Genomic DNA, 22669 nt, shown 5'->3' with positions numbered 1-22669 from the left:
TTCCGCGCGCTAAATCCCGAAGGCCTTCAGCGCCGCGTCGAAGGCGCCTTCCAGCCCGGCGCGCACGCCCTTGCGGCGGCCGGCCATCGGCGCTTCCTCGATCACCAGAATGCCGGGCTCGGCCCTGAACGAATCAGCGTCGACATCTGCCACCCGGTCGCGGAACAGCGGCTCCCGCCCGAAGAAATAGGGGAGGAAGGTCTCGCTGCGGGTGACGGTGTAGGCGGTGTGGGCGGAGAAGCCGACCAGCTGGTCCTGGCCGAAGCGGCGCCCGCCGGTCGCAGGCTCGATCCGCACCCCGCGCCCGCCTTTCACGATCAGCGCGCCCGGCCCGTGGAAGACGAGGTAGCGCAGCTGGAAGGTCAGCCAGGCGTGCAGGCTGAACAGCCGCCACCGGCTGCGGATCGGCATCGGCTGCCCTTCCGGCTGGACGATGGCCGCCAGCGCGCGCGGCTGCATGACAAGCGCGGAGCCGCGGGGCAGGTCGATTCGGGCGATCTCCGCAAAGGGATCGTCGCGCGCGGAGATGCCATAGGTGCCGCCCGCCCCGCGTGCCCGGGTGAGGAAGGCCATGCCGCTCGCAAGGCTGGTGAGGATGCTGCCCCAGCTGAGCAGCCACTGCGTGCGCATGTCCGCACCGGCAGGGCTCGATTGCAGATAGCTTTGGCGGACCAGTAATTCCTCGCCCTCCGCAAGCGTGACCGACAGCGTCGGCCGCGATCCGCCCTCGGCCTGCGGCACGATGCCAAGCCCACTCGGCAAGGCAAGCCGGATCGGCGCCCCGCGCGCAACGATGGGGGCGAACACATAGTAGAACAGCACCCTGATCGCGAACGGGATGAGCAGCACGGCAAGCAGCGCCAGCAAGGCGCGCAAGGCGATGTCGCGAAGGGTCGTGTCGGAGACTCCGGCGGCGGGATCGGGCAGCGGCGAAGCGACGATGTCCTGCGCCTCCGCCAGCCGGGCCCGCGCCTCGAACACCGCATCGCGCGCCGCCAGCCCGCGGTCGCGGGTCGTGGCCCGACTCTCCGCCAAATCGCATGTACGCCTGCGCTCGCTTTCGAGACGCGCCCGCTGGAGCAGGAAGATCTGCCGCGCGGCGCGGTCCAGCGCCTCCCGCTCGTCGAAGGCTTCCAGCTCGGCGGTCGCGTCGCGGCACAGCCGGCGCGAGATCGCGATCGCCCGTTCGGTCGGGATGCGGCGGTATTCCTGCAGTTCGGCTGTCGCCCGCGCGACCGCTACTTGCCGCGCGTCCTTTTCGCGCGCCAGGTCGATAGCGGCAAGCTCAGCTTCCACCGCCGCACGGCGCAATTGGAGACGCTTGCGCGCGAGGATGCGCGAGGGGCGAATGGAATCGAGCCAGCCGCCACCTTCGGCAAGTTCGCCGTCGATGGCGGCGCGCTCCTGCACCAGGGCGCCGCGCCGCTCGGCCAGGCTTTTGCTGCCGAGAGTGCCGGCCTCGGCAACCCGCGCTTCCAGCCCGGCCTGCGCCGCTTGCCGGTCTTCGGCCAGCTGTTCGCGCACCGCCTCCACGCTCATCGCGTCCTGACGCAGGCTCTCGCCCGACAGCCCCCCGCGCACGGCGGGCCACGCGAACACGAAGAATGCGATGCCGGCGAACAGCAACAGGTAAAGGAAGCCGGTCCGCCCCAGCCAGGCGAGGACCGCCCTCATCGCACCGGGCCTAAAGGATCCCCACCGCCTTGCCGGCGCGTTCGAACATGCCGAGGATCGTCGTGACTTCCTCTTCGGAATGTTCGGCGCACAGCGAACAGCGTAGCAGGGTCATGTTCGCGGGCGTTGCGGGCGGGCGGGCGAGATTGACGTAGAGGCCTTCCTTCAGCAGCGCCTCCCACATCATCGCGCCCTGCTGCAGGTCGGGCATGATTACCGCGATGATCGCGCTTTGCGGTTCTTCGGTGCCAAGTTGAAAGCCGAGTTCCTTCAGTCCGGCGTGCAGGCTGCGCGAATTATCCCACAGATGCGCACGCTTGTTGCTGCCATGCATCAGCTTGCGGATGCTGGTGGCGGCAGTGGCGACCACCGCGGGCGGCAGGCTGGCGGTGAAGACATAGGGGCGGCAGACCAGCCGCATGATTTCGAACTTCGGGTGGTTGGACACGCAGAAGCCGCCCACCGTGCCGACGCTTTTCGAAAACGTGCCGATGATGAAGTCGCAATCGTCCAACACGCCCTGCTCTTCGCAGACGCCGCGGCCGTTTTCGCCGATGAAGCCCATCGAATGCGCCTCGTCCACCAGCACCATCGCGCCGTTTTCCTTGGCGATGCGGACCATGTCCTTCAGCGGGGCGACGTCGCCCAGCATCGAATAGACGCCCTCCAGGATCACCAGCTTGCCGGCGCCTTCGGGAATGCGCTTCAGGCGCTTTTCCAGCGCTTCGATGTCGTTGTGCTTGAACGGCACGATCTCCGCATCGCCCAGCTTGCAGCCGTCGTAAATCGAGGCATGGCTGTCGATGTCGAGGACGATGTAATCGCCCTTGCCGGCGATGGTGGAGATGATGCCGAGATTGGCCTGGTACCCGGTCGAGAAGACCATGGCATGGTCCATGCCGTAGAATTCGCGCAGCGCGTCCTCGCATTCCTTGTGGCCCTGGTACGTGCCGTTGAGGACCCGGCTGCCGGTGGTGCCGCTTCCGAAATCGCGCAGGGCCTGTTCGCCCGCCTCGATCACTTGCGGATCGAAGGTCATGCCCATGTAATTATAGGTGCCGAGCAGGATCGTGTCGCGGCCGTTGCAGATCGCCCGGGTGGGGCTGAGCACCTTTTCCATCACGAGTGAGAAGGGATCTTCCAGCCCGGAATCGAGCAGGGCCCTGCGCTGTGCGATGATCGGGTCGAACTTGGAGAACAGGTCCTGCTCCCCGCCCTCCAGCTCCTGCGGCTGGTCGGCCTGCGAAACGCCTTCGCTCATGGCGTCAGTCCGCCTGCAGCTTGGTGACGGCGTCGACCAGCTGGCCCCAGGTCTCGATTTCGGCCTGCTGGTTCATCGAGATGAGGATGTCGAATTCGTCCTCGATCGCAGCGACGAAATCCATCACCGTCAGGCTGTCGAATTCGAGGTCGTTCTGGAAAGTGGTGTCTTCGGTGATCGCGATGCCCTTCTTGTTGAAGGGCTCCACCAACGTTCGGATCTTGGCGTCGACTTCGGCTCTGTCCATGGGGAGGATGCTCCTGAAACTGTCTGACCTCGCGCCAAAGCCCCGCCGGCGGCGCAAGTCAAGGAATCCGTCAGGCCGGGGCCGCGCTGAGCGTGGTGCCGGGCGCCGGTGCCAGCAGCGCGTTCACCGCCTGCATGAACGGCCCGATGCTGACCGGCTTGGCGAGGTAATTGTCCGCCCCGGCGTCGCGGATCTTTTCCTCGTCGCCCTTGCCGGCATAGGCGGTTACCGCCAGCACCGGCACAGCCTTCAATGCCGGATCGCGGCGGATTTCCGCAATCAGGTCAAGGCCGGAGATATTGGGCAGCTGGATGTCCATGATGACGAGATCGGGGCCGAAGCGGCGCATCGCCTCCAGCGCCTGGCTGCCGTCGGCGATGGGCATGACGTCGTGGCCGCCCGCCTTCAGCACGTCGCCGAACAGCTTGCGGTTGAGATCGTTGTCCTCGACAAGCAGGATACGCTTCGTCACTCGTGGGTTGCCTCCGGTGATGGGCCTCACCACCTAGCCCCCGAGACAGGAGCTGACAATTCTTCGCGACCGATCTTCACCGACTGCTGCGGACCCGCATGCCCTGGCCCTCGCCGTGCTCGGCTGGGTGCTGGGGGACGATGACCGCGCCCACCGGCTGCTCGCCCTGACCGGGCTGGAAGCTGCCGATTTGCGTGCCGGGCTGGGCGATCCTGCCGTGCTTGGCTCCGTGCTGGAATTCCTGTCGAACCACGAACCCGATCTCGTCGCCTGCGCCGATGCGCTGGGCGTCGATCCGCAGGCGATTGTCGCCGCGAAACAGGAGCTTTGCGCATGAGTCGCCCACTTATCGTTTCCGACTGCGACGAAGTCCTGCTGTTCATGGTCGGCCCGTTCCGCGACTGGCTGGACGAGACGCAGGGTGTCGACTTCACTGTCGGCAGCAACAATTTCGCCGAGGCGATGCGCTGGCGGGACAGCGGCGAGCCGGTCGGCGAAAAGGACATCTGGCGCCTGCTGCGCGCGTTCTTCGATACGGAGATGGGGCGCCAGACACCTATCCCCGGCGCGGTGGAGGCCCTGAATACGCTCAGCGAACACGCCGACATCGTGATCCTGACAAACCTGACGGACAACCACCGCGAGATGCGGGCGCAGCAGCTGGCCGCGCACGGGATCGAGGCGAAGGTCTATACCAACCAGGGTCCCAAGGGCCCGGCGCTGGCGGCCATCGTGGAAGAGCATGCGCCGAGCGAGGTCTATTTCATCGACGACCTGCCGCAGCACCATAAATCCGCGCGCGAGACCGTGCCGCACGTCACCACGCTGCACCTGTGCGGGGAGCCGGAGCTGGCACCGCATATCGATTGCGCGCACGAGGCGGGCCACGCCGATGCGCGGCTCGACAGCTGGGCGGAAGCGCTGCCGTGGTTGCTGGAGCGGGTGGTGAAGAACAGGGAGGCTGCTGCATGAGCATCGAAGACACACTGGCCGCGCGCGGCATCGTGCTGCCGAAGGCCGCGGCCCCGGTCGCCAGCTATCGCCCGGTGATGATCCACTGCGGGATCGCTTATGTTTCGGGCCAGTTGCCGTTCGTGAACGACCAGCTCGTCACCGGCACGCTGGGCAACGATGTCGGGCTCGACCAGGGTGTGGAGGCCGCGCGCGCCTGCGGCCTGATGATCCTCGCCCAGCTGAAAGAGACGCTGGGTTCGCTCGACCGGGTGGAACAGGTGCTCAAGCTCGGCGGCTTCGTCGCCAGCGACCCGCATTTCACCGACCAGCCCAAGGTGGTGAACGGGGCGAGCGACCTGATGGCGGATATTTTCGGCGAGGCCGGGCAGCATGCCCGCAGCGCCGTGGGCGTGCCTGCCCTCCCGCTCGGCGCCGCTGTGGAAGTGGACGCGATCGTTGCCGTCAAGCCTGCTTGATCGCCTGCTTTCCCCTGCGCCCAAGCCATCGCGGGTCGCGTGGCTGACGCAGCAGGAATACGCCCACCGGGGATTGCATGACGACGGGCGGATCGAGAATTCGCGCAGCGCCTTCGCCGCCGCGATCGAATGCGGGCTCGGCATCGAATGCGACGTCCAGCGCTCGGCAGACCGCGAAGTCGTGGTCTTCCATGACTGGACGCTGGAAAGGCTGACCGGCGCGGTGGGCGAGACCGCGAAATACAGCGCGAAAGTGCTCGCCGCCATGCCCCTGAAAGGCAGCAATGACACGATCCCGACGCTCGCTGCTTTCCTCGACCAGGTCGCCGGGCAAGTGCCCGTGCTGGTCGAGATCAAGTCCAAGGACGACCGCCGGGTCGTTACCCCCTGCATGGCCGTGCGCCGCGCGCTGGAGGGTTATCGCGGCAGGGCGGCGGTGATGAGCTTCGATCCGCGCGTGTGCCGCTGGTTCGCGGCGCATGCCCCCCATATCGTGCGCGGGCTGGTAGTGACGGAAGAAGGCCACCGCACGCTCATGGGTCGCCTGCGCCGCCATCTCGCCCTGTGGCACGCGCGGCCCGATTTTCTCGCCTACGACGTCCGCGACCTGCCCAGCCGCTTTGCCGAAAGCCAGCGGCGGCGCGGGCTGCCGCTGCTCAGCTGGACCGTGAAGACGCCCGACTTGCGCCGCGCCGCGCTGGACGCCGGCGCAACGCCGATCGCCGAAGCTCAAGGCTTCTGACCATCATGGCGGACCGCGAATGGACCGTCGAACTGGCGCCCGGCGTGTCGGCCTTCACGGCCGCCGAATGGGACGCGATGGCGGGCACCGCCAATCCTTTCGTGAAACATGGCTTCCTTTCCGCGCTCGAGGATTCGGGCAGTGTCGGCCCCGGGACCGGCTGGCAGGCCATCCCGCTGGTGGTGCGTAACGAAAACGGCGCGCCGCGCGCAGCGCTGCCGGCCTATGCCAAGGGGCACAGCCAGGGCGAATATGTGTTCGACCACGCCTGGGCCGACGCGTGGGAGCGGGCAGGGGGCGATTACTATCCCAAGCTGCAGATCAGCGTGCCGTTCACCCCCGCCACGGGTCCGCGCATCCTTGGCGACACCGACCTCGCCCCGGCACTGCTCGCCGCCGCCCGGCAAGTGGTCGCGCGGCACGACTGGTCGAGCGCGCATGCGACTTTCATCGAACCGGCACAGCAAGCCCTGTTCGAAGATGCCGGCTGGCTTTTGCGCAGCGATATCCAGTTCCACTGGCACAACCGCGACTATGCCGATTTCGACGGGTTCCTCGCCGACCTCGCCAGCCGCAAGCGCAAGGCGATCCGCAAGGAACGCGCCCGCGCTGTCGAGGGATTGGAGATCGTCCACCTCACCGGCGACGAGATAAAGGCCGGGCATTGGGACGCGTTCTGGGTGTTCTACCAGGATACCGGCGCGCGCAAATGGGGCACGCCTTACCTGACGCGCGCGGCCTTCGACCTGTTCGGCGAGCGGATGGGGGAGGATCTCGTCCTTATGCTGGCGCTGGCAGAGGGCGCGCCGGTGGCAGGGGCGCTCAATTTCATCGGCGAGGATGCGCTGTACGGGCGTTATTGGGGCTGCACCGAAGACCGCCCGTTCCTGCATTTCGAGCTATGCTATTACCAGGCGATCGACGTCGCCATCGCGCGCGGCCTCTCGCGGGTGGAGGCGGGGGCGCAGGGCGGACACAAGCTTGCCCGCGGCTATGAACCGGTCGAAACCGTGTCGGCGCACTGGATGCCCGATCCGGGCTTTCGTAGCGCCGTGGCCGATTTCCTCGAGCGCGAGCGCGCCGGGGTGGAAACCGACCGGATGTTCCTTGGCGAACGGACGCCGTTCAGGAAAGGCGGGTAGTCAGGCGGCGCGGCGGCTGGCGGACAGCCATTCGCGGGCGCGGCGCTGGGCTTCGGCAATCTCGCGGGCGGTCATCTCGTCGGAGATGTCGGCGCGGCATTGCGCGGCCTCTTCATGCCCGTCGACTGCGGCGAGGTTGAACCACTTGTGCGCTTCGACAAGGTCGCACGATGCGCCGTGGCTACCGGTCGAAAAGGCGATGCCGAGATCGTAATAGGCGCCCGGATCGCCGTCCCCTGCGGCTGCCAGGCAGCTGGCCACCAATGCGTCGGCGGCGATCTTGCTTTGCGTGTCACAGGCAGATGCGAAGTCCTGCTCGAATGCGATTTTCATGCCCCTGTTCCCCCGGTTCATGCGCGCCCTTTCGGGCTGGTGGCACGACAGTGGAAAGTTATGGTCAATAAATGGTTAACGCAGGTTCGGCTTTGGGTCCTGCCGCTCTCCGCACCCGCTGCGAGCATCCGTCTTGTGCGGCCTTGGCGCAATGCCTATAGGCGCGCCATCCGGGGGAGAACGGATGGCGATTCACCGGCTCACATGGCCGGTACGGGGATGAAACGGGACAGGCCGCCCGCGCGGCCGAAAGGATCGAAGTGGCAGGAAAACAAGCCGTTGCCGAAGACTACGTACCCAGCGAAAGCGAGGAGTACATGTCCGAGCGGCAGCTCGAATATTTTCGAGGCCTGCTGACCGACTGGAAGAAATCGATCCTGTCCGCTTCCGAAGGCACGCTGCAATCGCTCCAGTCCGGCCCCTTGCGCGAACCCGATCCCAACGATCGCGCATCCAGCGAAACCGACTGGTCGATCGAGCTCAGGACCCGCGATCGCCAGCGCAAGCTGATTTCCAAGATCGATTCCGCGCTGCGCCGCATCGACGAAGGCGAATACGGCTATTGCGAGGTAACCGGCGATCCCATCGGCCTCGGCCGCCTGATCGCACGCCCCATCGCCACGATGACCGTCGAAGCGCAGGAAGCGCACGAGCGGCGCGAACGCATTTCCCGCGACGACTGAAATCGCGCGAAGAATACCGCCCGGTTAACCCTTTATTCGATTCTGGCGGCGTAAATCCGCGAAGTGAAACGCTTTGCCGGACAGCCGGCGGAGTCAACGCCAGGACCGGAGATCCATGAGCAACGTCGGCACCCGCAACCTGTCCCGTGACAGCCTGTTCGTCCTCAGCGACCTGACTGTGGCCGGCAGCAGCGACGTGCACCGCGTGAAGGTCCGCAACCTGTCCGAAGGCGGGATGATGGCCGAAGGCTCCGCCCCGGTGCAGCGCGGCGAAAAAGTCAGCGTCGAATTGCGCAATGTCGGCAAGGTCGACGGGGTCGTCGCATGGCTGCAGGGCAACCGCTTCGGCATCGCTTTTACCGATAACATCGACCCCAAGCTGGTCCGTGCCCCGGTGGGGAATAGCGACCTTGCATCGCCGCGCTTCACCCGCCCCGTGCTGGACAGCGCGCGCGACCCTTCCTTGCTCCGCAAGATCTAGCCTGCCCTGGCCGGCCCAGTTTCCGGCTGACCGGCTCGCTCGCGCTTGCTAGCAGGGCGGGATGATCCGCCGGACCCAACGTTACAAAGCGATCGCCGCAGCATTGGCGGTGCTGGCGCTGGCCGCGTGTTCGGGCGGTGCTGACGAGGAAATCGCGGTCGGTATCGTCGGAACACCCGCCAGCGTTTTTGCCGGCGGCATCCGTCTGTCGCCCGCCGCGCAAACCTATCGTGCCGCAGTGGCCGACGGGCTGGTCGGGCTCGACGAGAACGCCAGTGCGGTGCCGGCGCTCGCCGAAAGCTGGATCGTCACCGATGACGGGCGCAGCTACATATTTCGCCTGCGCAACGGCCAGTTCGGCGATGGCGAGCCGGTGACCGCGCGCGCCGTCGCGGGTGCGCTGGAGCGCCGGATCATGGCGCTTTCCGGCACCTCGCTTGGACGCGACCTTGCTATCGTGGACGAGGTGCGCGCGATGGCGGGCAGGGTCGTCGAAATCCGGCTGAAGGCGCCGATGCCGCAATTCCTCGCCCTGTTGGCCCAGCCGGAGCTTGCCATTTCCGACGGCGATCCGCCGCGCGGCGCAATGACGGCGGAACGCAGCGGTGCCGAAGCGATGCTGGCGGCAACCGACCCGCAGCTCCTCGGCATGCCGTTGCCGCGCCGGTGGGAGGACATGGTGCGCCCCGTGCGGCTGGTGCCGGTAGACGCCGCACGCGGGGTGGAAATGTTTTCCGACGGCGCACTCGACGTCCTGCTGGGCGGCACGATCTCGACCTATCCGCTCGCACCGTCGGGCACCCTGTCGCGCGGCACCGTGCGCCTCGATGCGGCGCAGGGCCTCTTCGGCATCCGCGTGCTGCGCCCGACCGGGTTCCTGGCGCTGCCGCAGGGTCGCGAGGCGCTGTCGATGGCGATCGACCGCGACGGGCTGATCGAAGGGTTCAACCTGTCCGGCTGGACGCCGCGCGCCGTCCCGGTCCCGGCCGATCTTTCGCGGCTCGATGCCAGCCAGCAGCCGGGCTGGACCACGCTTACGCTGGACCAGCGGCGGGAAGTGGCCCGGCGGCGCCTGGCCCAGTGGCGTTCCGCCAACGGCGAAAGCACTATCGCCTTCACCATTGCCATGCCGCGCGGTCCGGGCGCGGAGCAGATCTTCAACGCGCTGGCGGGCGATTTCGCGGCCATCGGCGTGCCGCTGCGTCGCGCGGCGGAAGGGCAGACTGGCGACCTCGTGCTGGTCGACCGAGTGGCCCGCTATCCGGCGGCGCGGTGGTACCTCAACCAGCTGGCGTGCGGCGCGGGGCAGGGGGCGTGCTCCGGATATGCCGATTCGCTGGTGGAAGAGGCGCTGGCCGCCGAAACGGACGCGGAATACGAGCGCCTGCTGCGCGAGGCGGAAGCCGAGCTGACCGCAGCGGAGGTGTTCATCAACCTCGGCCAGCCGCTGCGCTGGTCGCTGGCGCGCGCCGCCGTGACGGGTTTCGCGCCCAACGCCGCAGGCTTCCATCCCTTGCCACCGCTGGGTGTCGTCCCCAACTAACACACATGAGCAACCCGCTGACCCCGATCCCCGACGACGACCGCCGCGACGGCTTCGAAAGCGGCCGCGCGCGCCCGATGGGCTTGGACCTGCCGGTCGGCAACGACCCGGCCTCCATCCGCCGCCGGATCGAGGCGATGGAAGCCTTGCTGGAGCGCAGCTTCGTCATCCCGGGCTGGAACCGCCCGGTCGGCCTCGACGCGGTGGCGGGCCTGATCCCGGTGGTCGGCGACTTCGTGACGATGGCGATGGGCGCCTATATCGTGTGGGAAGCGAAGAACCTCGGCATGCCGAAGTGGAAGCTGCTCCGCATGGCGGGCAATGTCGGCTTCGACAGCCTGCTCGGCGCCGTGCCCGTCGTGGGGGATGCGTTCGACTTCTTCTACCGGTCGAACACCAAGAACCTCAAGATCGTGAAGAAGCACCTCGACCGGCACCATCCGGCGGACCGCACGATAGACGGCTGACCGTGTCCGCGCCTATAGCGCGCCCATGGCAGAATCCGCAGACGACGTAACCTACTCCAGCTATCTCGATCTCGATCGGATCCTGAATGCGCAGCATCCCGCATCGGACGCGCATGACGAGCTGTTGTTCATCCTCATCCACCAGGTCAGCGAATTGTGGCTGAAGCTGTGCCTTGCCGAAATCGGCGGGGCGCGCGAGGAGATCGGCAAGGACCGGCTGCGGCCCGCGTTCAAGATGCTGAGCCGCGTAGCCCGCGCGCAGGGACAGCTGATTTCCAGCTGGGACGTGCTCGCCACGATGACGCCCGCCGATTACACCAAGCTGCGCCCGCATCTCGGCAGCTCCTCCGGCTTCCAGTCGGCGCAGTACCGCCTGATGGAATTCATGCTGGGCGGGCGCAATCCCGACCATGTCACGATGCACGAGGCGACACCAGACGTGGCGGCGAAACTGCGCGAGGAGTTGACCCGGCCGAGCCTTTATGACGTGTCGCTCGCCTTGCTCCGGCGGCGCGGGTTCGACATCCCCGACGCGGTACTGAACCGCAAGCTCGACGGGGCCTATGCGCACGACCCGTCGGTCGAGGCGGCATGGGCGGAAATCTATCGCAACGCGGAAGAACACTGGGATCTCTACGAGCTGGCCGAAAAGCTGGTCGATCTCGAATACCATTTCCAGCGCTGGCGGTTCGGGCACCTCAAGACGGTGGAGCGGATCATCGGCTTCAAGACCGGCACCGGCGGGACGCCCGGCGTGCCCTATCTCGCCAAGGTTCTGGAACGGGGCTTCTTCCCGGAGCTTCTTTCTGTGAGAACCGCCCTATGACCAGACGCGCAACCATCCGCGACATCAGCCAGACGTTGAGGCCCGGTCTGCCCGTCTGGCCGGGCGACACGGGTTTCGCGATCGAGCGCAGCTGGAAGATGGAGGACGGCAGCCCCGTCAACGTCGGCCGGATGACCATGAGCACCCATTCGGGCACCCACGGCGACGCGCCGCTCCACTACGCCGCCAGCGGCGTTGATATCGCGAGTGTCTCGCTCGACCCCTATATCGGCGAATGCATGGTGGTCGATGCGCGCGAGGTGAAGGGGCGCCAGATCGATGTCGGCGACCTGCCGCATCTCGAAAGCGCAGACCGCGTGCTTTTCCGCACCTTCGACAGCTTCCCGCACGATGCGTGGGACGAAGGGTTCACCGCCATCGCCGCCGATGCCATCGAATGGCTCGCGCTGCAGGGGGTCCGCCTGATCGGCACCGATGCGCCGAGCGTCGACCCGCAGGATTCCAAGACGATGGACGCGCACAGGGCCGTGCTGAAGCACGACATGCGCATCCTCGAAGGGCTGGTCCTCGATGGGGTCGAGGAAGGCCGCTACGAACTGATTGCCCTGCCGCTGAAGATCGCGGGCGGCGATGCCGGCCTGTGCCGCGCCATCCTGAGGGACCTGCCCGATGCCTGACGCCATGCTCCCCCGGGCCCGCGAACTGGACGAGGCGGATCCGCTCGCCGATTATCGCGACCGCTTCCTGCTGCCCGACGAGGTGATCTATCTCGACGGAAATTCCCTCGGCGCGCTGCCCAGGGCCACGCCGAAGCGGATTGCCGAGGTTGTCGGCACCGAGTGGGGCCACGGCCTGATCCGCAGCTGGAACTCCGCCGACTGGATCGGCCTGCCCCAGCGCGTGGGCGGCAAGATCGCCCCGCTGATCGGCGCCGCGCCGCATGAGGTGGTCGCCTGCGACAGCGTGAGCGTGAACCTTTTCAAGCTGATTTCCGCAGCGCTCGAATTGCGTCCGGGGCGCAACGTGGTGCTGAGCGAGCCCGGCAATTTCCCGACCGACCTCTACATGATCGAAGGCAGCCGGGCCGAGCAGCGGCTGGCGGACCGGGAATCGCTGGCGGGCGCACTGGACGGCGATGTGGCGCTGCTCCTGCTCACCCACGCCCATTACAAGACCGGCGCGTTGTTCGACATGGCCGCGCTGACGAAAGCGGCGCACGATGCGGGTGCGCTGGTGCTGTGGGACCTGTCGCATTCGGGCGGCGCGCTGCCGGTCGACCTGCGCAGCTGCGGAGCCGATTTCGCGGTCGGCTGCGGCTACAAGTATTTGAACGGCGGGCCGGGCGCGCCAGCCTATGCCTTCGTGGCGGAGCGGCATCACGACGCGCTGCGCCAGCCGCTGAGCGGGTGGATGGGCCATGCGCAGCCCTTCGCTTTCGACGACGCGTATCGGCCTGCGCCCGGGGTGGACCGCCTGCTCTGCGGCACGCCCCCGGTGATCCAGATGACCGCGCTGGAAGTGGGCGTCGACCTCGTTGCCGAAATGGGCGTCGAGCGCCTGTGGGCAAAGTCACGCGCGCTGTCGGAATTCCTCCGCGAATGCCTGGGTGAACTCGGGGGCGAGACCGAGTTGGAGCTTGTTTCTCCCACGGACGCGCAGGCGCGGTGCAGCCAGCTGAGCTATCGGCACGAAGAGGCCTATGCGCTGAGCCAGGCGCTGATTGCCCGCGGCATCATCGGCGATTTCCGCGCGCCCGACATCCTGCGCCTCGGTTTTGCGCCAGCGTACCTGACCTTCGAAGACATCGCCCGAGCCGCCGCCGCCCTGCGCGAAATCCTCGACACGGGCGCCTGGGACCGCGACGAGTTCAGGCAACGCGCGGCGGTGACCTGACGCCTCGTCATTGCGAGCGATTGCATAAGTCCGATTGTCCCGCCCCGTCCATTCGCTGACGAGCGCAGCGATTGGGGCGGCTGTCCTACATCCATGCGTTTGTGCCAGATCGCCTAAATGGATGAAATGCGGGCAGGGCCGATGGATTCGGGAAGTTTACAGGCAGTTGCGGCGATTTGGATCCAAGCCACTGCGGCGCAACGGGAATTTCGGCAGCAACCGTTTGTCAAAAACCCCCTGTCGGTGTTCCACCGGCAGCCCTTACTCCTCCAGCTCGATGTCCCAATAGAGCCAGTCGCGCCAGGTTTCGTGGAGGTAGCCGGGCGGGAAGCCGCGCCCCTGTTTCTGCAATTGCCAGCTGGTCGGGCGGATCGGTTCGTTCAGCACCGGCATCGCCGCCTGTTTCGGCGTGCGCCCGCCCTTCTTCATGTTGCACGGCGCGCAGGCGGCGACGATGTTCTCCCACGTCGTCTTGCCCCCCAGCCGTCGCGGCACGACATGGTCGAAGGTCAGGTTCTGCGGGCTACCGCAGTACTGGCAGGCGAAGCGATCGCGCAGGAACACGTTGAAGCGGGTAAAGGCGGGAAACTGGCTCGGCTTCACATATTGCCGCAGGGCGATCACGGACGGCACCTGCATGTCGAGCGATTGCGAATGCACCGCCCGGTCGTAGGTTTCGACGATATCGACCCGCTCCAGGAACACCGCCTTGATCGCCGTCTGCCACGGCCACAGGCTGAGCGGGTAATAGGACAGCGGCGTGTAGTCCGCATTCAGCACCAGCGCAGGGCAGCTTTCCAGCCGCCGGTCCGGATCCTCCGTGGCGCTGCGGAAATTCGCCGCGCGCTCCAGCAATTCGGCCTTGAACAATCCCGTTCTCCCCGATTGACACATGGAATCATGAGCATGGTTAAGCGTCAAGTTTATGACGCGGGTTTCCACAGTGTCGTCCACAGGGTGATCGTGGGGGCATGGGGAGGGCCACGGGGAGGGCCATGGGGAGGGAGAGCGACGCTTCGCATTATGGCGGGGCGCGGCTAGGAACGGGCGCGTGACCACCACCCGTTTCGCCCCCAGCCCCAATGGCCCGCTGCACCTCGGCCACGCGTTTTCCGCCATCGTGGCCCACGACCTTGCGAAGGCGGGCGGCGGGCGGTTCCTGCTGCGGATCGAGGACATCGACGGGCCCCGCTCCCGGCCCGAACTGGCGGATGAATTCCGCCGCGATCTCGAATGGCTGGGGCTAGAGTGGGCCGAGGTCCCGCCGCAGTCCGCGCGGCTTGGCCGCTATGCCGAAGCGGCGCAGGCCCTGCAGGATCGCGGGCTTCTCTACCGCTGCCGCTGCACCCGCGCGGATATCGCCGCGAATGCCACAGAAACCGGCCCCGACGGACCGGTGTATCCGGGCACCTGCAAGGCTGCAGCAATCCCGGAAGCGGAGCCTGCCGCGTCGCGGCTGGACGTGGCCGGGGCGCTCTCTGAAACCGGACCGCTCCAATGGACCGACACGCTTCACGGTGACCAGCCGACGCAGCCGCAGCTGCTCGGCGACGTGGTGCTGGTGCGCAAGGACCTGCCGGCGAGCTACCACCTTGCCGCCACGCTTGACGATGCGGCGGACGGGGTGACCCTCGTCACGCGCGGGGCCGACCTGTTCAATGCAACTCATATCCACCGGCTGCTCCAGGCCGTGCTCGGCCTGCCGGTGCCACAGTGGCATCACCATCCGCTGTTGCTGGGCGATGACGGGCGCAAGCTTGCCAAGCGGCGCGGCTCCCCCTCGCTCGCCGACCGACGGCTGGCGGGGGAGGACGGGCGCGCATTGGCCGACGACTTGCGGCAAGCGCGCTTTCCCGCTGGAATTACCCTGTCGCCTTTCCTATCTGGTGAACCATGAACACGATCTTCATCATCCTCCTCGTCATAGCCTGCGGGTTTGTCCTCTTCTCGCTGGTGAAAGGCATCATCGCCTTCCTGCAGACAACCAAGCTGGACCTGGAGGCGAACGACGACAGCCGGGTGAAGATGATGCAGATGCGCCAGAACCAGGCGATGTTCAGCCGCATCAAGTGGCAGGCTGCCGCCGTTGCGGTCGTGGCCGTCCTGCTGATGCTCAACAGCTGAGGACGCCGGCCCGGCAGGGCTGACAGGGGGCGGCGATGGTCAAGCTCAACAAGATCTACACCCGGACCGGCGACGACGGTTCGACCGGACTTGTCGACGGCAGCCGCACCGCGAAGCACGGCGCGCGCATCGCCGCCATCGGCTCGGTCGACGAGGCGAATTCCGCGATCGGCCACGCGCTGATCGCCGCGAGCGACCATGCCGCCGCGCTGACCCGCATCCAGAACGATTTGTTCGACCTTGGTGCCGACCTTGCGACGCCTGCTGGCGAAAGCGAGGACTTCGCGCCGTCCGAGATGGTGCTGCGCATCGTGCCGGCGCAAGTGACCTGGCTGGAAGATGCCATCGATACGCTCAACGAAACGCTCGAACCGCTGACCAGCTTCATCCTGCCCGGCGGGAGCGAGGCAGCAGCCCGGCTCCACGTTGCGCGCGCAACCGTCCGCCGGGCGGAGCGTGACGTTGTCGCATTGGCCGGTGATGAGCCAGTCAATCCCGCGGCGCTCGCCTATATCAACCGTCTGTCGGATTATCTGTTCACGCTCGCGCGGGCGGTGAACGGGGGCGAGGACCCGCTGTGGACGCCGGGGGCCAATCGCTAGGCCGTATTGCTGCAACTGCGAAGAGCGGCTAGGCCGCCGCCGAGCAATCCGGTATTTCAGGGCAAAGTTACATGAAAAAAGTGGCGGTAATCGGCGCAGGCCAGATGGGTTCAGGCATCGCGCAGGTGGTGGGCCAGCACGGCATCGACGTGCTGCTTTCCGATATCGACCTCGCCGTCGCCGAAAAGGCCAGGCAGGGCATCGAAAAGTCGCTCGGCAAGCTGGTCGGGCGCGGCAAGATCGATCCCGATGCTGCCGAGGCGGCACTCGCCCGGATCACCCCGGTCGCCGACTATGCGCCAATGGCCGAGGCCGACCTCATCATCGAAGCCGCGACCGAGCGCGAGGAAATCAAGAACCGCATCTTCGAGAGCGCCGGCAAGGTCCTCGGCCCCGATGCCATCCTCGCCAGCAACACCAGCTCCATCCCCATCACCCGCATGGCGAACCATTCGCCCGATCCGGCGCGCTTCATCGGCCTGCACTTCTTCAATCCGGTGCCGATCATGGGCCTGATCGAGGTCATCCCCGGCCTCGCCACCGCGAAGGACACGGTTGAGCGGACGCGCGCCTTTGCCGAGCACCTCGGCAAGCAGGTGGTGATGGCGGAGGACGAGCCCGGCTTCGTCGTCAATCGCATCCTGCTGCCGATGATCAACGAAGCGGTCTTCGTGCTGGGGCAGGGGACGGCCAACATCATCGATATCGACAAGGGCTGCCGCCTCGGCCTCAACCACCCGATGGGCCCGCTGGAGCTCGCCGATTTCGTCGGGCTCGACACCTGTCTCGACATCATCAACGTGCTCTACAAGACCACGCGCGACACCAAGTACCGGCCCGCGCCGCTGCTGGTGAAATATGTCGAAGCCGGCTGGCTTGGCCGCAAGACCGGCAAGGGCTTCTACGATTATTCGGGCGAGGAGCCTGTCGCCACGCGCTAGGGAACGCGCGCGGCACCTGTGTCGTTCATGGGGAAAGGAGTTTTCCCATGAGCGATAACAACAACGACAAACGCCCCAGCGATTTCGACGGCGAGCGCAAGCAGACCGACGAGCTCGCCCCTGAAAACGAGAACGCGGAACAGGTCGATGCCTATGCGCAGGCGCAGAACGTCGCCGACCAGGCGATGGACCGCGCGACCAGCGTGCTGGGCGCCGAAAGCGACCACGTGAAGAGCGCCGCCGGGGAGCCGGATGCGCAGGACACGGTCGACCACATGAAGCAGATGGACCGGTCGGGCGAAATCGACATGTCCGCCTACAAGGGCGAGCCGAACCACGACGACAATGTCGACAAATACGGTAAGCCGTCCAAGGTGGACGACCTGCGCGGCGACGGCACCTAACCGGGCGCCAGCGTATCGTTGCTGAGCACCCACAGGGCGACGATCAGCAACGCGGCCCCGGCGGAGATCGAATAGGCGATCAGCTTGATGTTGGGCAGTTTCGGCGCGTCCACCGAATGCGACGAAAGGCGCTCGAACGCGCGGCAAGCGCGCCGTTCCGCCCCTAGCGCGAAGACGATGGCGAGTGCGATGAACATCGTCGCGATCGCCCTCGCCAGCCACGGCGGGTCGAATTCGCCGAACAGCGCGCGGAAACCGATTCCGATGGCGATGGCGGCGAAGGCGGTGCGCATCCAGCCTGCAAAAGTGCGCTCAAGCGCCATCAGCGTGCGATCCTCGGCCCAGTCGGTCCGGTTCTCCGCCCATTTCGTGCTGCGATCGACCTCTTCGTCGTCGCCGGGTCCATCGATAGCCATGTGGCGACGCTAAAGCCTCGCGGCGAAAAGGTAAATCAGGCTTCGCCGGCCTCTCGCTTCAGTTCGTAGAGCTTTTCCAGCGCCTCGCGCGGGGAGAGGGCATCGATGTCGAGCGCGGAGAGCGTTTCGCGCAGCTGGTCGCATTCCTCTTCCTGCGCTTCCATCGCGGCGCTGAACAGCGGCAGGTCACCAAGGCCCGCGGCAAGCCCACCGGTTTCCGCACGGCCTTTCTCCAGCTTGCCGAGAACCGATTTCGCCCGCGCGACGACTTCGGGCGGCACGCCGGCAAGCTTGGCGACGGCGAGCCCGTAGCTGCGGTCCGCCGCGCCTTCCGCCAGTTCGTGCAGCAGCACGAGATCGCCTTTCCATTCCTTCGCGCGGACATGGTGCAGGCTCAGCGCCTCGCAGCTGTCGGCAAGGCGGGAAAGCTCGTGGTAATGGGTCGCGAACAGGCAGCGGCTGCGATTGGTTTCATGGATCGCCTCGGCCACCGCCCATGCCAGCGCGAGGCCGTCGTAAGTCGATGTGCCGCGCCCGACCTCGTCGAGGATCACGAAACTCCGCTCCGTCGCCTGGGCGAGGATGGCGGCAGTCTCGACCATCTCGACCATGAAGGTGGAGCGCCCGCGCGCAAGGTTGTCCGCTGCACCGACGCGGCTGAACAGCCGGTCGACCAACCCGATGCGCGCAGCGTCGGCAGGCACGTAGCCGCCTGCCTGCGCGAGCAGGACGATCAGCGCGTTCTGGCGCAGAAAGGTCGACTTGCCGCCCATGTTGGGCCCGCCGATGAGCCATAGCCGGTCCTGCCGCGACAAAGCACAATCGTTGGCGACGAAGCGTTCGCCCGCCGCATCGAGTGCAGCCTCGACCACCGGATGGCGACCGGCGATGATTTCGAGGCACGGTTCGCCCAGCAGCTCCGGCCGGGACCAGCCGCCTTCCGCCGCCCGTTCCGCCTGGCCCGTCGCAACATCGATCCGCGCCAGCGCCGCCGCGGTCGCGGCGATGGCTTCGCGCCGCGCGGCTACGGCTTCGCACAGCTCCTCGAAATGCGCGTCCTCCGCGGCCAGCGCGTGGCCGCCCGCCTCGGCAATGCGCGTCGCTTCCTCGTGCAGGCTGACCGAATTGAAGCGTACTGCTCCTGCCATCGTCTGGCGGTGGGTGAAGCCGCTGTCCGGTGCCATCAATGCATCGGCGTGCTTCGCCGGAACCTCGATGAAATAGCCGAGCACGCCGTTGTGCTTGATCTTCAGCCGGTCGATACCGGTTTCCTGCCGGTAGCGGGCCTCCATCGCGGCGATCGCGCGGCGCGCGTTGCCCGAGGTCGCGCGCAATTCGTCGAGCGCGGCGTCGTAGCCTTCGGCGATGAAGCCGCCCTTGGCCCGCTCGGTGGGCGGGGCGGGCACCAATGCGCGGTCGAGCAGGTCGGTCAGCGCGCCGTGCCCGCCAAGGTTCGGCAGCAAGCTTTCGAGCAATCCGGGCCGGTCGGGCGCGCTGGCAAGGTGATCGCGCAGCCGCCGCGCTTCGTTCAGCCCGTCGCGCACCTGGCCCAGATCGCGCGGGCTGCCGCGCCCTGCGACCACGCGGCCCAGCGCACGGCCGATGTCCGGCAGCGCCTTCAGCACGCTGCGCATGTCCGCGCGCAGGATCGGGTCGTCGTGGAAGAAGCTCACGAGGCCCTGCCGCGCCAGAATAGCCTCCCGGTCCGTCAGCGGTGCGGCGAGGTCTTCCGCCAGCTGCCGCGCCCCGGCACCGGTCGTGCAGCGGTCGACGGCGGCCAGCAGGCTCCCGGCCCGCGTTCCCTGCTGCGATTGCAACACTTCGAGACTGGCCAGCGTCGCTTCGTCCATGGCGAGGCGGGCGGACCCGCTCGCGGCGACCGGCGGCAGCAACAGGGGCAGCGTGCCGCGCCCGACATGGTCGAGATAGGCGATCAGGCCGCCGGCGGCCGCCAGCATCGCGCGGCTGAAATCGCCGAACCCGTCGAGCGTCGCGACGCCGTGGACCTTGCGCAGCCGATCCGCCCCGCCGTCGCTGCCGAAGTCGGTCTTGCCGCGTTCGATCGCGCCGTCGGGAGCCGCATCCCAGCCTTCCGGCACCACGACCTCGCTCGCCCCGATGCGCGCGAGCATGGCCGAAAGCGCGGCAGACTCGCCATCTTCCAGCATCATGCGCCCGGTGGAGATATCGACGCTCGCCAGCCCGATCCGCTCGCGCACTTCGCAAACCGCGGCGAGCACGTTGGCGCGGCGCGGTTCCAGCAGGGCTTCTTCGGTCAGCGTGCCTGCCGTCACAAAACGCACGATGTCGCGCGCCACCAGTGCCTTCGACACCGGCGTGCCTTCGCGCTTGGCGCGTTCCTTCGCCTCGGCCGGGGTTTCGACCTGTTCGGCAATCGCGACCCGGCGTCCTGCGCGGATCAGGCGGGCGAGATAGCTTTCCGCCGAATGTACCGGCACGCCGCACATCGGCACCGGCTCCCCGCCGTGTTCCCCGCGGGTGGTGAGCGCGATGTCGAGCACCTGCGCCGCGTCGCGCGCGTCATCGAAGAACAGCTCGAAGAAATCGCCCATGCGGTAGAACAGCAGGCAATCCCCGGCCTCGCGTTTCAGCGCCTGGTATTGTTGCATCATCGGGGTGGCGGATCCGGCCATGGCGGGATGCGTAGCGGGGCGCGAGGCGATTCGGGAAGCGGCCCCTTGCGGCTTTCCCCCGCGCGGCCCCGCTGTTAGGGCGAGGGCGCAGACTAAGAAAGGCGCCCCCTTGTCCGAAGACGATACCAACCGGTTCACCACGCGCGAGGCGCTGTTCTACCACGAGACGATCCGCCCCGGTAAGATCGAGATCGTGGCATCGAAGCCGATGGCGACGCAGCGCGACCTCAGCCTGGCCTATTCGCCCGGCGTGGCCGCCCCGGTGGAAGCGATCGCGGAAGACCCGGCCAACGCCGCGCGCTATACCGCGCGCTCCAACCTGGTGGCGGTGATTTCCAACGGCACGGCGATCCTGGGCCTCGGCAATTTGGGCGCGCTGGCTTCCAAGCCGGTGATGGAAGGCAAGGCGGTGCTGTTCAAGCGGTTTGCCGACGTGGATTCCATCGATATCGAGCTCGACACCGAAGACCCGGACAAGTTCATCGAGGCGGTAGCGCTGATGGAGCCGAGCTTCGGCGGCATCAACCTGGAAGACATCGCCGCGCCTGAATGCTTCATCATCGAGCAGGCCCTGCGCGAGCGGATGAACATCCCGATCATGCATGACGACCAGCACGGCACCGCGATCATCGCGGCGGCGGGCCTGATCAACGCCTGCCATTTGACGGACCGCAAGCTGGAAGACGTGAAGATGGTGGTGAACGGCGCCGGCGCCTCCGCGCTTGCCTGCACCGCGCTGCTGAAGGCCATGGGCATCCGGCACGAAAACGTGATCGTATGCGACCGCAGCGGGCCGATCACGCCGGGCCGCGACAACGTGGACCAGTGGAAAAGCGCGCATGCGGTGGAGACCGGGGCGAAGGACCTGCACGAGGCGTTGAAGGGCGCGGACATCTTCCTCGGCCTCAGCGCGGCGGGCGCCCTGAAGCCCGAATGGGTCGAAGAGATGGCCGATCGGCCGATCATCTTCGCGATGGCCAATCCCGTGCCCGAAATCATGCCGGACGAGGCGAAGCGTGTGCGCCCCGATGCGATCATCGCCACCGGGCGCAGCGACTATCCCAACCAGGTCAACAACGTCCTGGGCTTCCCCTTCATCTTCCGCGGCGCGCTCGACGTGCGGGCAACCGCGATCAACGAGGAGATGAAGATCGCGGCGGCGCAGGCGATTGCGGAGCTGGCCCGCCAGCGCGTGCCGGAAGAAGTCGCCGCGGCCTATGGCATCGACCACCAGTTCGGCACCGATTACATCATTCCCGCACCGTTCGATCCGCGGCTGATGGAAGTCGTCTCCAGCGCGGTGGCAAAGGCGGCGATGGATTCAGGCGTCGCGCAAAGTGCGATCGAGGATTTCGACGCTTACCGTCTCGCGCTCCGGTCGCGGCTCAACCCGACGACCTCGGTCCTCACCCGGGTTTACGAGAACGCGAAGGGCAATCCGAAGCGTATGGTGTTTGCGGAAGCGGAGGAAGACGTGGTGCTGCGCGCCGCGATCCAGTTCCGCGATTTCGGTTACGGCACGCCCATCCTCGTCGGGCGGACGGAAAAGGTGCAGGCCAAGCTGAAGGAATTGGCGGTGGACGACATCGACAGTTTCGAGATCGCCAATTCGCGCGTGCACGAGAGCGTGCCGCAAATGGTCGATTTCCTCTACAAGCGGCTGCAGCGGCGCGGCTATACCGAGCGCGACGTGCGCCGGATGGTCAACCAGGAACGCAACGTCTTCGCTGCCCTGCTGGTCGCGCTGGGCGAGGGCGACGGGCTGATTTCCGGCCTCACCCGCACTTTTGCGCAAACCGCGCGCGAGGTGAACCTGGTGCTCGACCCGAAGCCCGACGCGCTGCCTTTCGGCATCCACCTGATGATCGGCAAGAGCCACACGACCTTCATGGCCGACACGACCATCAACGAACGCCCGTCGAGCGAGGAACTGGCCTATATTGCCAGGGAAACCGCTGCCGTGGCCCGGCGGCTGGGCCACGAACCGCGCGTCGCCTTCCTGTCCTACTCAACCTTCGGCAACCCCAGCGGCAAGTGGCTGGAGAATATCCGCGAGGCGGTCCACATCCTCGACCGCGACGGGGTGGATTTCGAATATGAAGGCGAGATGGCGCCCGACGCCGCGCTCAATCACAAGGTGATGGAGCTCTACCCGTTCAGCCGCCTGTCCGCGCCGGCCAACGTCCTGATCATGCCGGGGCTGCAATCGGCCAATTTGTCGGCCAAGATCCTGCGCGAGCTGGGCGGCAATGCCACGATCGGGCCGATGCTGGTCGGCATGGAAAAGCCTGTCCAGATCGCGCCGATGACCGCCATCGCGCCCGACCTGCTGACGCTGGCCGTGTTGGCGAGCGCCGGGGTGGTCGGCTGAGG

At 66.9% G+C, this 22669-nt stretch carries 26 protein-coding genes; 18 read left to right on the top strand and 8 right to left on the bottom strand.

The annotated features are described in order from the left end of the window. Nucleotides 1-9: 9 nt before the first annotated feature. The 4 genes from QQW98_RS04195 to QQW98_RS04180 all read right to left on the bottom strand — a co-directional run bounded on the left by QQW98_RS04195 (nucleotide 10) and on the right by QQW98_RS04180 (nucleotide 3654). A complete protein-coding gene (locus QQW98_RS04195; protein ID WP_290136293.1) occupies nucleotides 10-1674 on the bottom strand; it encodes an AIM24 family protein in 1665 nt (554 codons plus the stop codon). Nucleotides 1675-1684: 10 nt separating this feature from the next. Beyond that, the gene (gene spt, locus QQW98_RS04190; protein ID WP_290136292.1) at nucleotides 1685-2935 is read right to left on the bottom strand and encodes a serine palmitoyltransferase; all 1251 of its coding nucleotides are present in this window, start codon (nucleotides 2933-2935) and stop codon (nucleotides 1685-1687) included. A gap of 4 nt (nucleotides 2936-2939) precedes the next feature. Beyond that, nucleotides 2940-3182, bottom strand: coding sequence for an acyl carrier protein (locus QQW98_RS04185; RefSeq protein WP_290136291.1), 243 nt, complete (start codon nucleotides 3180-3182; stop codon nucleotides 2940-2942). Between the two features lie 70 nt (nucleotides 3183-3252). Then, nucleotides 3253-3654, bottom strand: coding sequence for a response regulator (locus QQW98_RS04180; protein ID WP_290136290.1), 402 nt, complete (start codon nucleotides 3652-3654; stop codon nucleotides 3253-3255). 115 nt (nucleotides 3655-3769) lie between these two features. Here QQW98_RS04180 and QQW98_RS04175 point away from each other — a divergent pair, with 115 nt between their 5' ends. From QQW98_RS04175 to QQW98_RS04155, 5 genes are read left to right on the top strand one after another with little or no spacing between them, the layout of a single operon-like run. Continuing rightward, complete coding sequence (locus tag QQW98_RS04175; protein ID WP_404800861.1) at nucleotides 3770-3991, top strand: DUF3572 domain-containing protein; 222 nt, start codon at nucleotides 3770-3772, stop codon at nucleotides 3989-3991. Further along, nucleotides 3988-4626, top strand: coding sequence for an HAD family hydrolase (locus QQW98_RS04170; protein WP_290136289.1), 639 nt, complete (start codon nucleotides 3988-3990; stop codon nucleotides 4624-4626). The genes QQW98_RS04175 and QQW98_RS04170 overlap by 4 nt, the downstream gene beginning before the upstream one ends. After that, a complete protein-coding gene (locus QQW98_RS04165) occupies nucleotides 4623-5084 on the top strand; it encodes a RidA family protein (protein ID WP_290136288.1) in 462 nt (153 codons plus the stop codon). The genes QQW98_RS04170 and QQW98_RS04165 overlap by 4 nt, the downstream gene beginning before the upstream one ends. Next, entirely contained in the window at nucleotides 5065-5826 is a 762-nt protein-coding gene (locus QQW98_RS04160; protein ID WP_290136287.1) for a glycerophosphodiester phosphodiesterase family protein, read from the top strand. Before QQW98_RS04165 ends, QQW98_RS04160 begins: the two co-directional genes overlap by 20 nt. A 5-nt stretch (nucleotides 5827-5831) precedes the next feature. Further along, entirely contained in the window at nucleotides 5832-6968 is a 1137-nt protein-coding gene (locus tag QQW98_RS04155; RefSeq protein WP_290136286.1) for a GNAT family N-acetyltransferase, read from the top strand. Here the strand turns inward: QQW98_RS04155 and QQW98_RS04150 are convergent, their stop codons facing one another. After that, entirely contained in the window at nucleotides 6969-7301 is a 333-nt protein-coding gene (locus QQW98_RS04150) for a hypothetical protein (RefSeq protein ID WP_290136285.1), read from the bottom strand. It lies immediately after the preceding gene. Between the two features lie 317 nt (nucleotides 7302-7618). Between QQW98_RS04150 and dksA the strand changes: the two genes are divergently transcribed. The 7 genes from dksA to kynU all read left to right on the top strand — a co-directional run bounded on the left by dksA (nucleotide 7619) and on the right by kynU (nucleotide 13155). Then, complete coding sequence (gene dksA, locus QQW98_RS04145) at nucleotides 7619-7984, top strand: RNA polymerase-binding protein DksA (RefSeq protein WP_290136856.1); 366 nt, start codon at nucleotides 7619-7621, stop codon at nucleotides 7982-7984. Nucleotides 7985-8099: 115 nt separating this feature from the next. Next, nucleotides 8100-8465 (top strand): PilZ domain-containing protein, encoded by a 366-nt coding sequence (locus QQW98_RS04140; protein WP_290136284.1) that lies wholly within the window; start codon nucleotides 8100-8102, stop codon nucleotides 8463-8465. A 61-nt stretch (nucleotides 8466-8526) separates the two neighbouring features. Continuing rightward, on the top strand, nucleotides 8527-10008 hold the full coding sequence (locus QQW98_RS04135; protein WP_290136283.1) for an ABC transporter substrate-binding protein: 1482 nt from the start codon (nucleotides 8527-8529) through the stop codon (nucleotides 10006-10008). Between the two features lie 77 nt (nucleotides 10009-10085). Continuing rightward, nucleotides 10086-10475: a DUF4112 domain-containing protein gene (locus QQW98_RS04130; RefSeq protein WP_290136855.1), complete on the top strand. Its 390-nt coding sequence runs from the start codon at nucleotides 10086-10088 to the stop codon at nucleotides 10473-10475. Nucleotides 10476-10500: 25 nt separating this feature from the next. Beyond that, nucleotides 10501-11301: a tryptophan 2,3-dioxygenase gene (locus QQW98_RS04125; RefSeq protein ID WP_290136282.1), complete on the top strand. Its 801-nt coding sequence runs from the start codon at nucleotides 10501-10503 to the stop codon at nucleotides 11299-11301. Further along, a complete protein-coding gene (gene kynB / locus QQW98_RS04120) occupies nucleotides 11298-11939 on the top strand; it encodes an arylformamidase (RefSeq protein ID WP_290136281.1) in 642 nt (213 codons plus the stop codon). Before QQW98_RS04125 ends, kynB begins: the two co-directional genes overlap by 4 nt. A 4-nt stretch (nucleotides 11940-11943) precedes the next feature. Next, on the top strand, nucleotides 11944-13155 hold the full coding sequence (gene kynU, locus QQW98_RS04115; RefSeq protein WP_290136854.1) for a kynureninase: 1212 nt from the start codon (nucleotides 11944-11946) through the stop codon (nucleotides 13153-13155). 261 nt (nucleotides 13156-13416) lie between these two features. On the opposite strand, the gene QQW98_RS04110 is transcribed toward kynU, so the two are convergent. Further along, the gene (locus tag QQW98_RS04110) at nucleotides 13417-14025 is read right to left on the bottom strand and encodes an HNH endonuclease (protein WP_290136280.1); all 609 of its coding nucleotides are present in this window, start codon (nucleotides 14023-14025) and stop codon (nucleotides 13417-13419) included. Nucleotides 14026-14206: 181 nt separating this feature from the next. Between QQW98_RS04110 and gluQRS the strand changes: the two genes are divergently transcribed. The 5 genes from gluQRS (at nucleotide 14207) to QQW98_RS04085 (ending at nucleotide 17226) form a co-directional block, all read left to right on the top strand. After that, entirely contained in the window at nucleotides 14207-15052 is an 846-nt protein-coding gene (gene gluQRS / locus QQW98_RS04105) for a tRNA glutamyl-Q(34) synthetase GluQRS (RefSeq protein WP_290136279.1), read from the top strand. Further along, on the top strand, nucleotides 15049-15279 hold the full coding sequence (locus QQW98_RS04100) for a hypothetical protein (protein WP_290136278.1): 231 nt from the start codon (nucleotides 15049-15051) through the stop codon (nucleotides 15277-15279). Before gluQRS ends, QQW98_RS04100 begins: the two co-directional genes overlap by 4 nt. A gap of 35 nt (nucleotides 15280-15314) precedes the next feature. Continuing rightward, nucleotides 15315-15881 (top strand): cob(I)yrinic acid a,c-diamide adenosyltransferase, encoded by a 567-nt coding sequence (locus QQW98_RS04095; protein ID WP_290136277.1) that lies wholly within the window; start codon nucleotides 15315-15317, stop codon nucleotides 15879-15881. A gap of 71 nt (nucleotides 15882-15952) precedes the next feature. Beyond that, a complete protein-coding gene (locus tag QQW98_RS04090; RefSeq protein WP_290136276.1) occupies nucleotides 15953-16822 on the top strand; it encodes a 3-hydroxyacyl-CoA dehydrogenase NAD-binding domain-containing protein in 870 nt (289 codons plus the stop codon). Nucleotides 16823-16869: 47 nt separating this feature from the next. Beyond that, complete coding sequence (locus QQW98_RS04085; RefSeq protein ID WP_290136275.1) at nucleotides 16870-17226, top strand: hypothetical protein; 357 nt, start codon at nucleotides 16870-16872, stop codon at nucleotides 17224-17226. Here the strand turns inward: QQW98_RS04085 and QQW98_RS04080 are convergent. Both QQW98_RS04080 and mutS read right to left on the bottom strand, forming a co-directional pair. Continuing rightward, nucleotides 17223-17642 (bottom strand): YidH family protein, encoded by a 420-nt coding sequence (locus QQW98_RS04080; protein WP_290136274.1) that lies wholly within the window; start codon nucleotides 17640-17642, stop codon nucleotides 17223-17225. The genes QQW98_RS04085 and QQW98_RS04080 overlap by 4 nt on opposite strands. Before the next feature lie 35 nt (nucleotides 17643-17677). Then, nucleotides 17678-20296, bottom strand: coding sequence for a DNA mismatch repair protein MutS (mutS, locus tag QQW98_RS04075; protein WP_290136273.1), 2619 nt, complete (start codon nucleotides 20294-20296; stop codon nucleotides 17678-17680). Here mutS and QQW98_RS04070 point away from each other — a divergent pair. Continuing rightward, nucleotides 20295-22667 (top strand): NADP-dependent malic enzyme, encoded by a 2373-nt coding sequence (locus QQW98_RS04070; RefSeq protein ID WP_404800860.1) that lies wholly within the window; start codon nucleotides 20295-20297, stop codon nucleotides 22665-22667. The genes mutS and QQW98_RS04070 overlap by 2 nt on opposite strands. Nucleotides 22668-22669: the final 2 nt, after the last annotated feature.

The sequence above is a fragment of the Alteriqipengyuania flavescens genome, assembly GCF_030406725.1.
Lineage (GTDB): Bacteria > Pseudomonadota > Alphaproteobacteria > Sphingomonadales > Sphingomonadaceae > Alteriqipengyuania_B > Alteriqipengyuania_B flavescens.
This window is presented reverse-complemented; position numbering and strand designations above follow the sequence as displayed.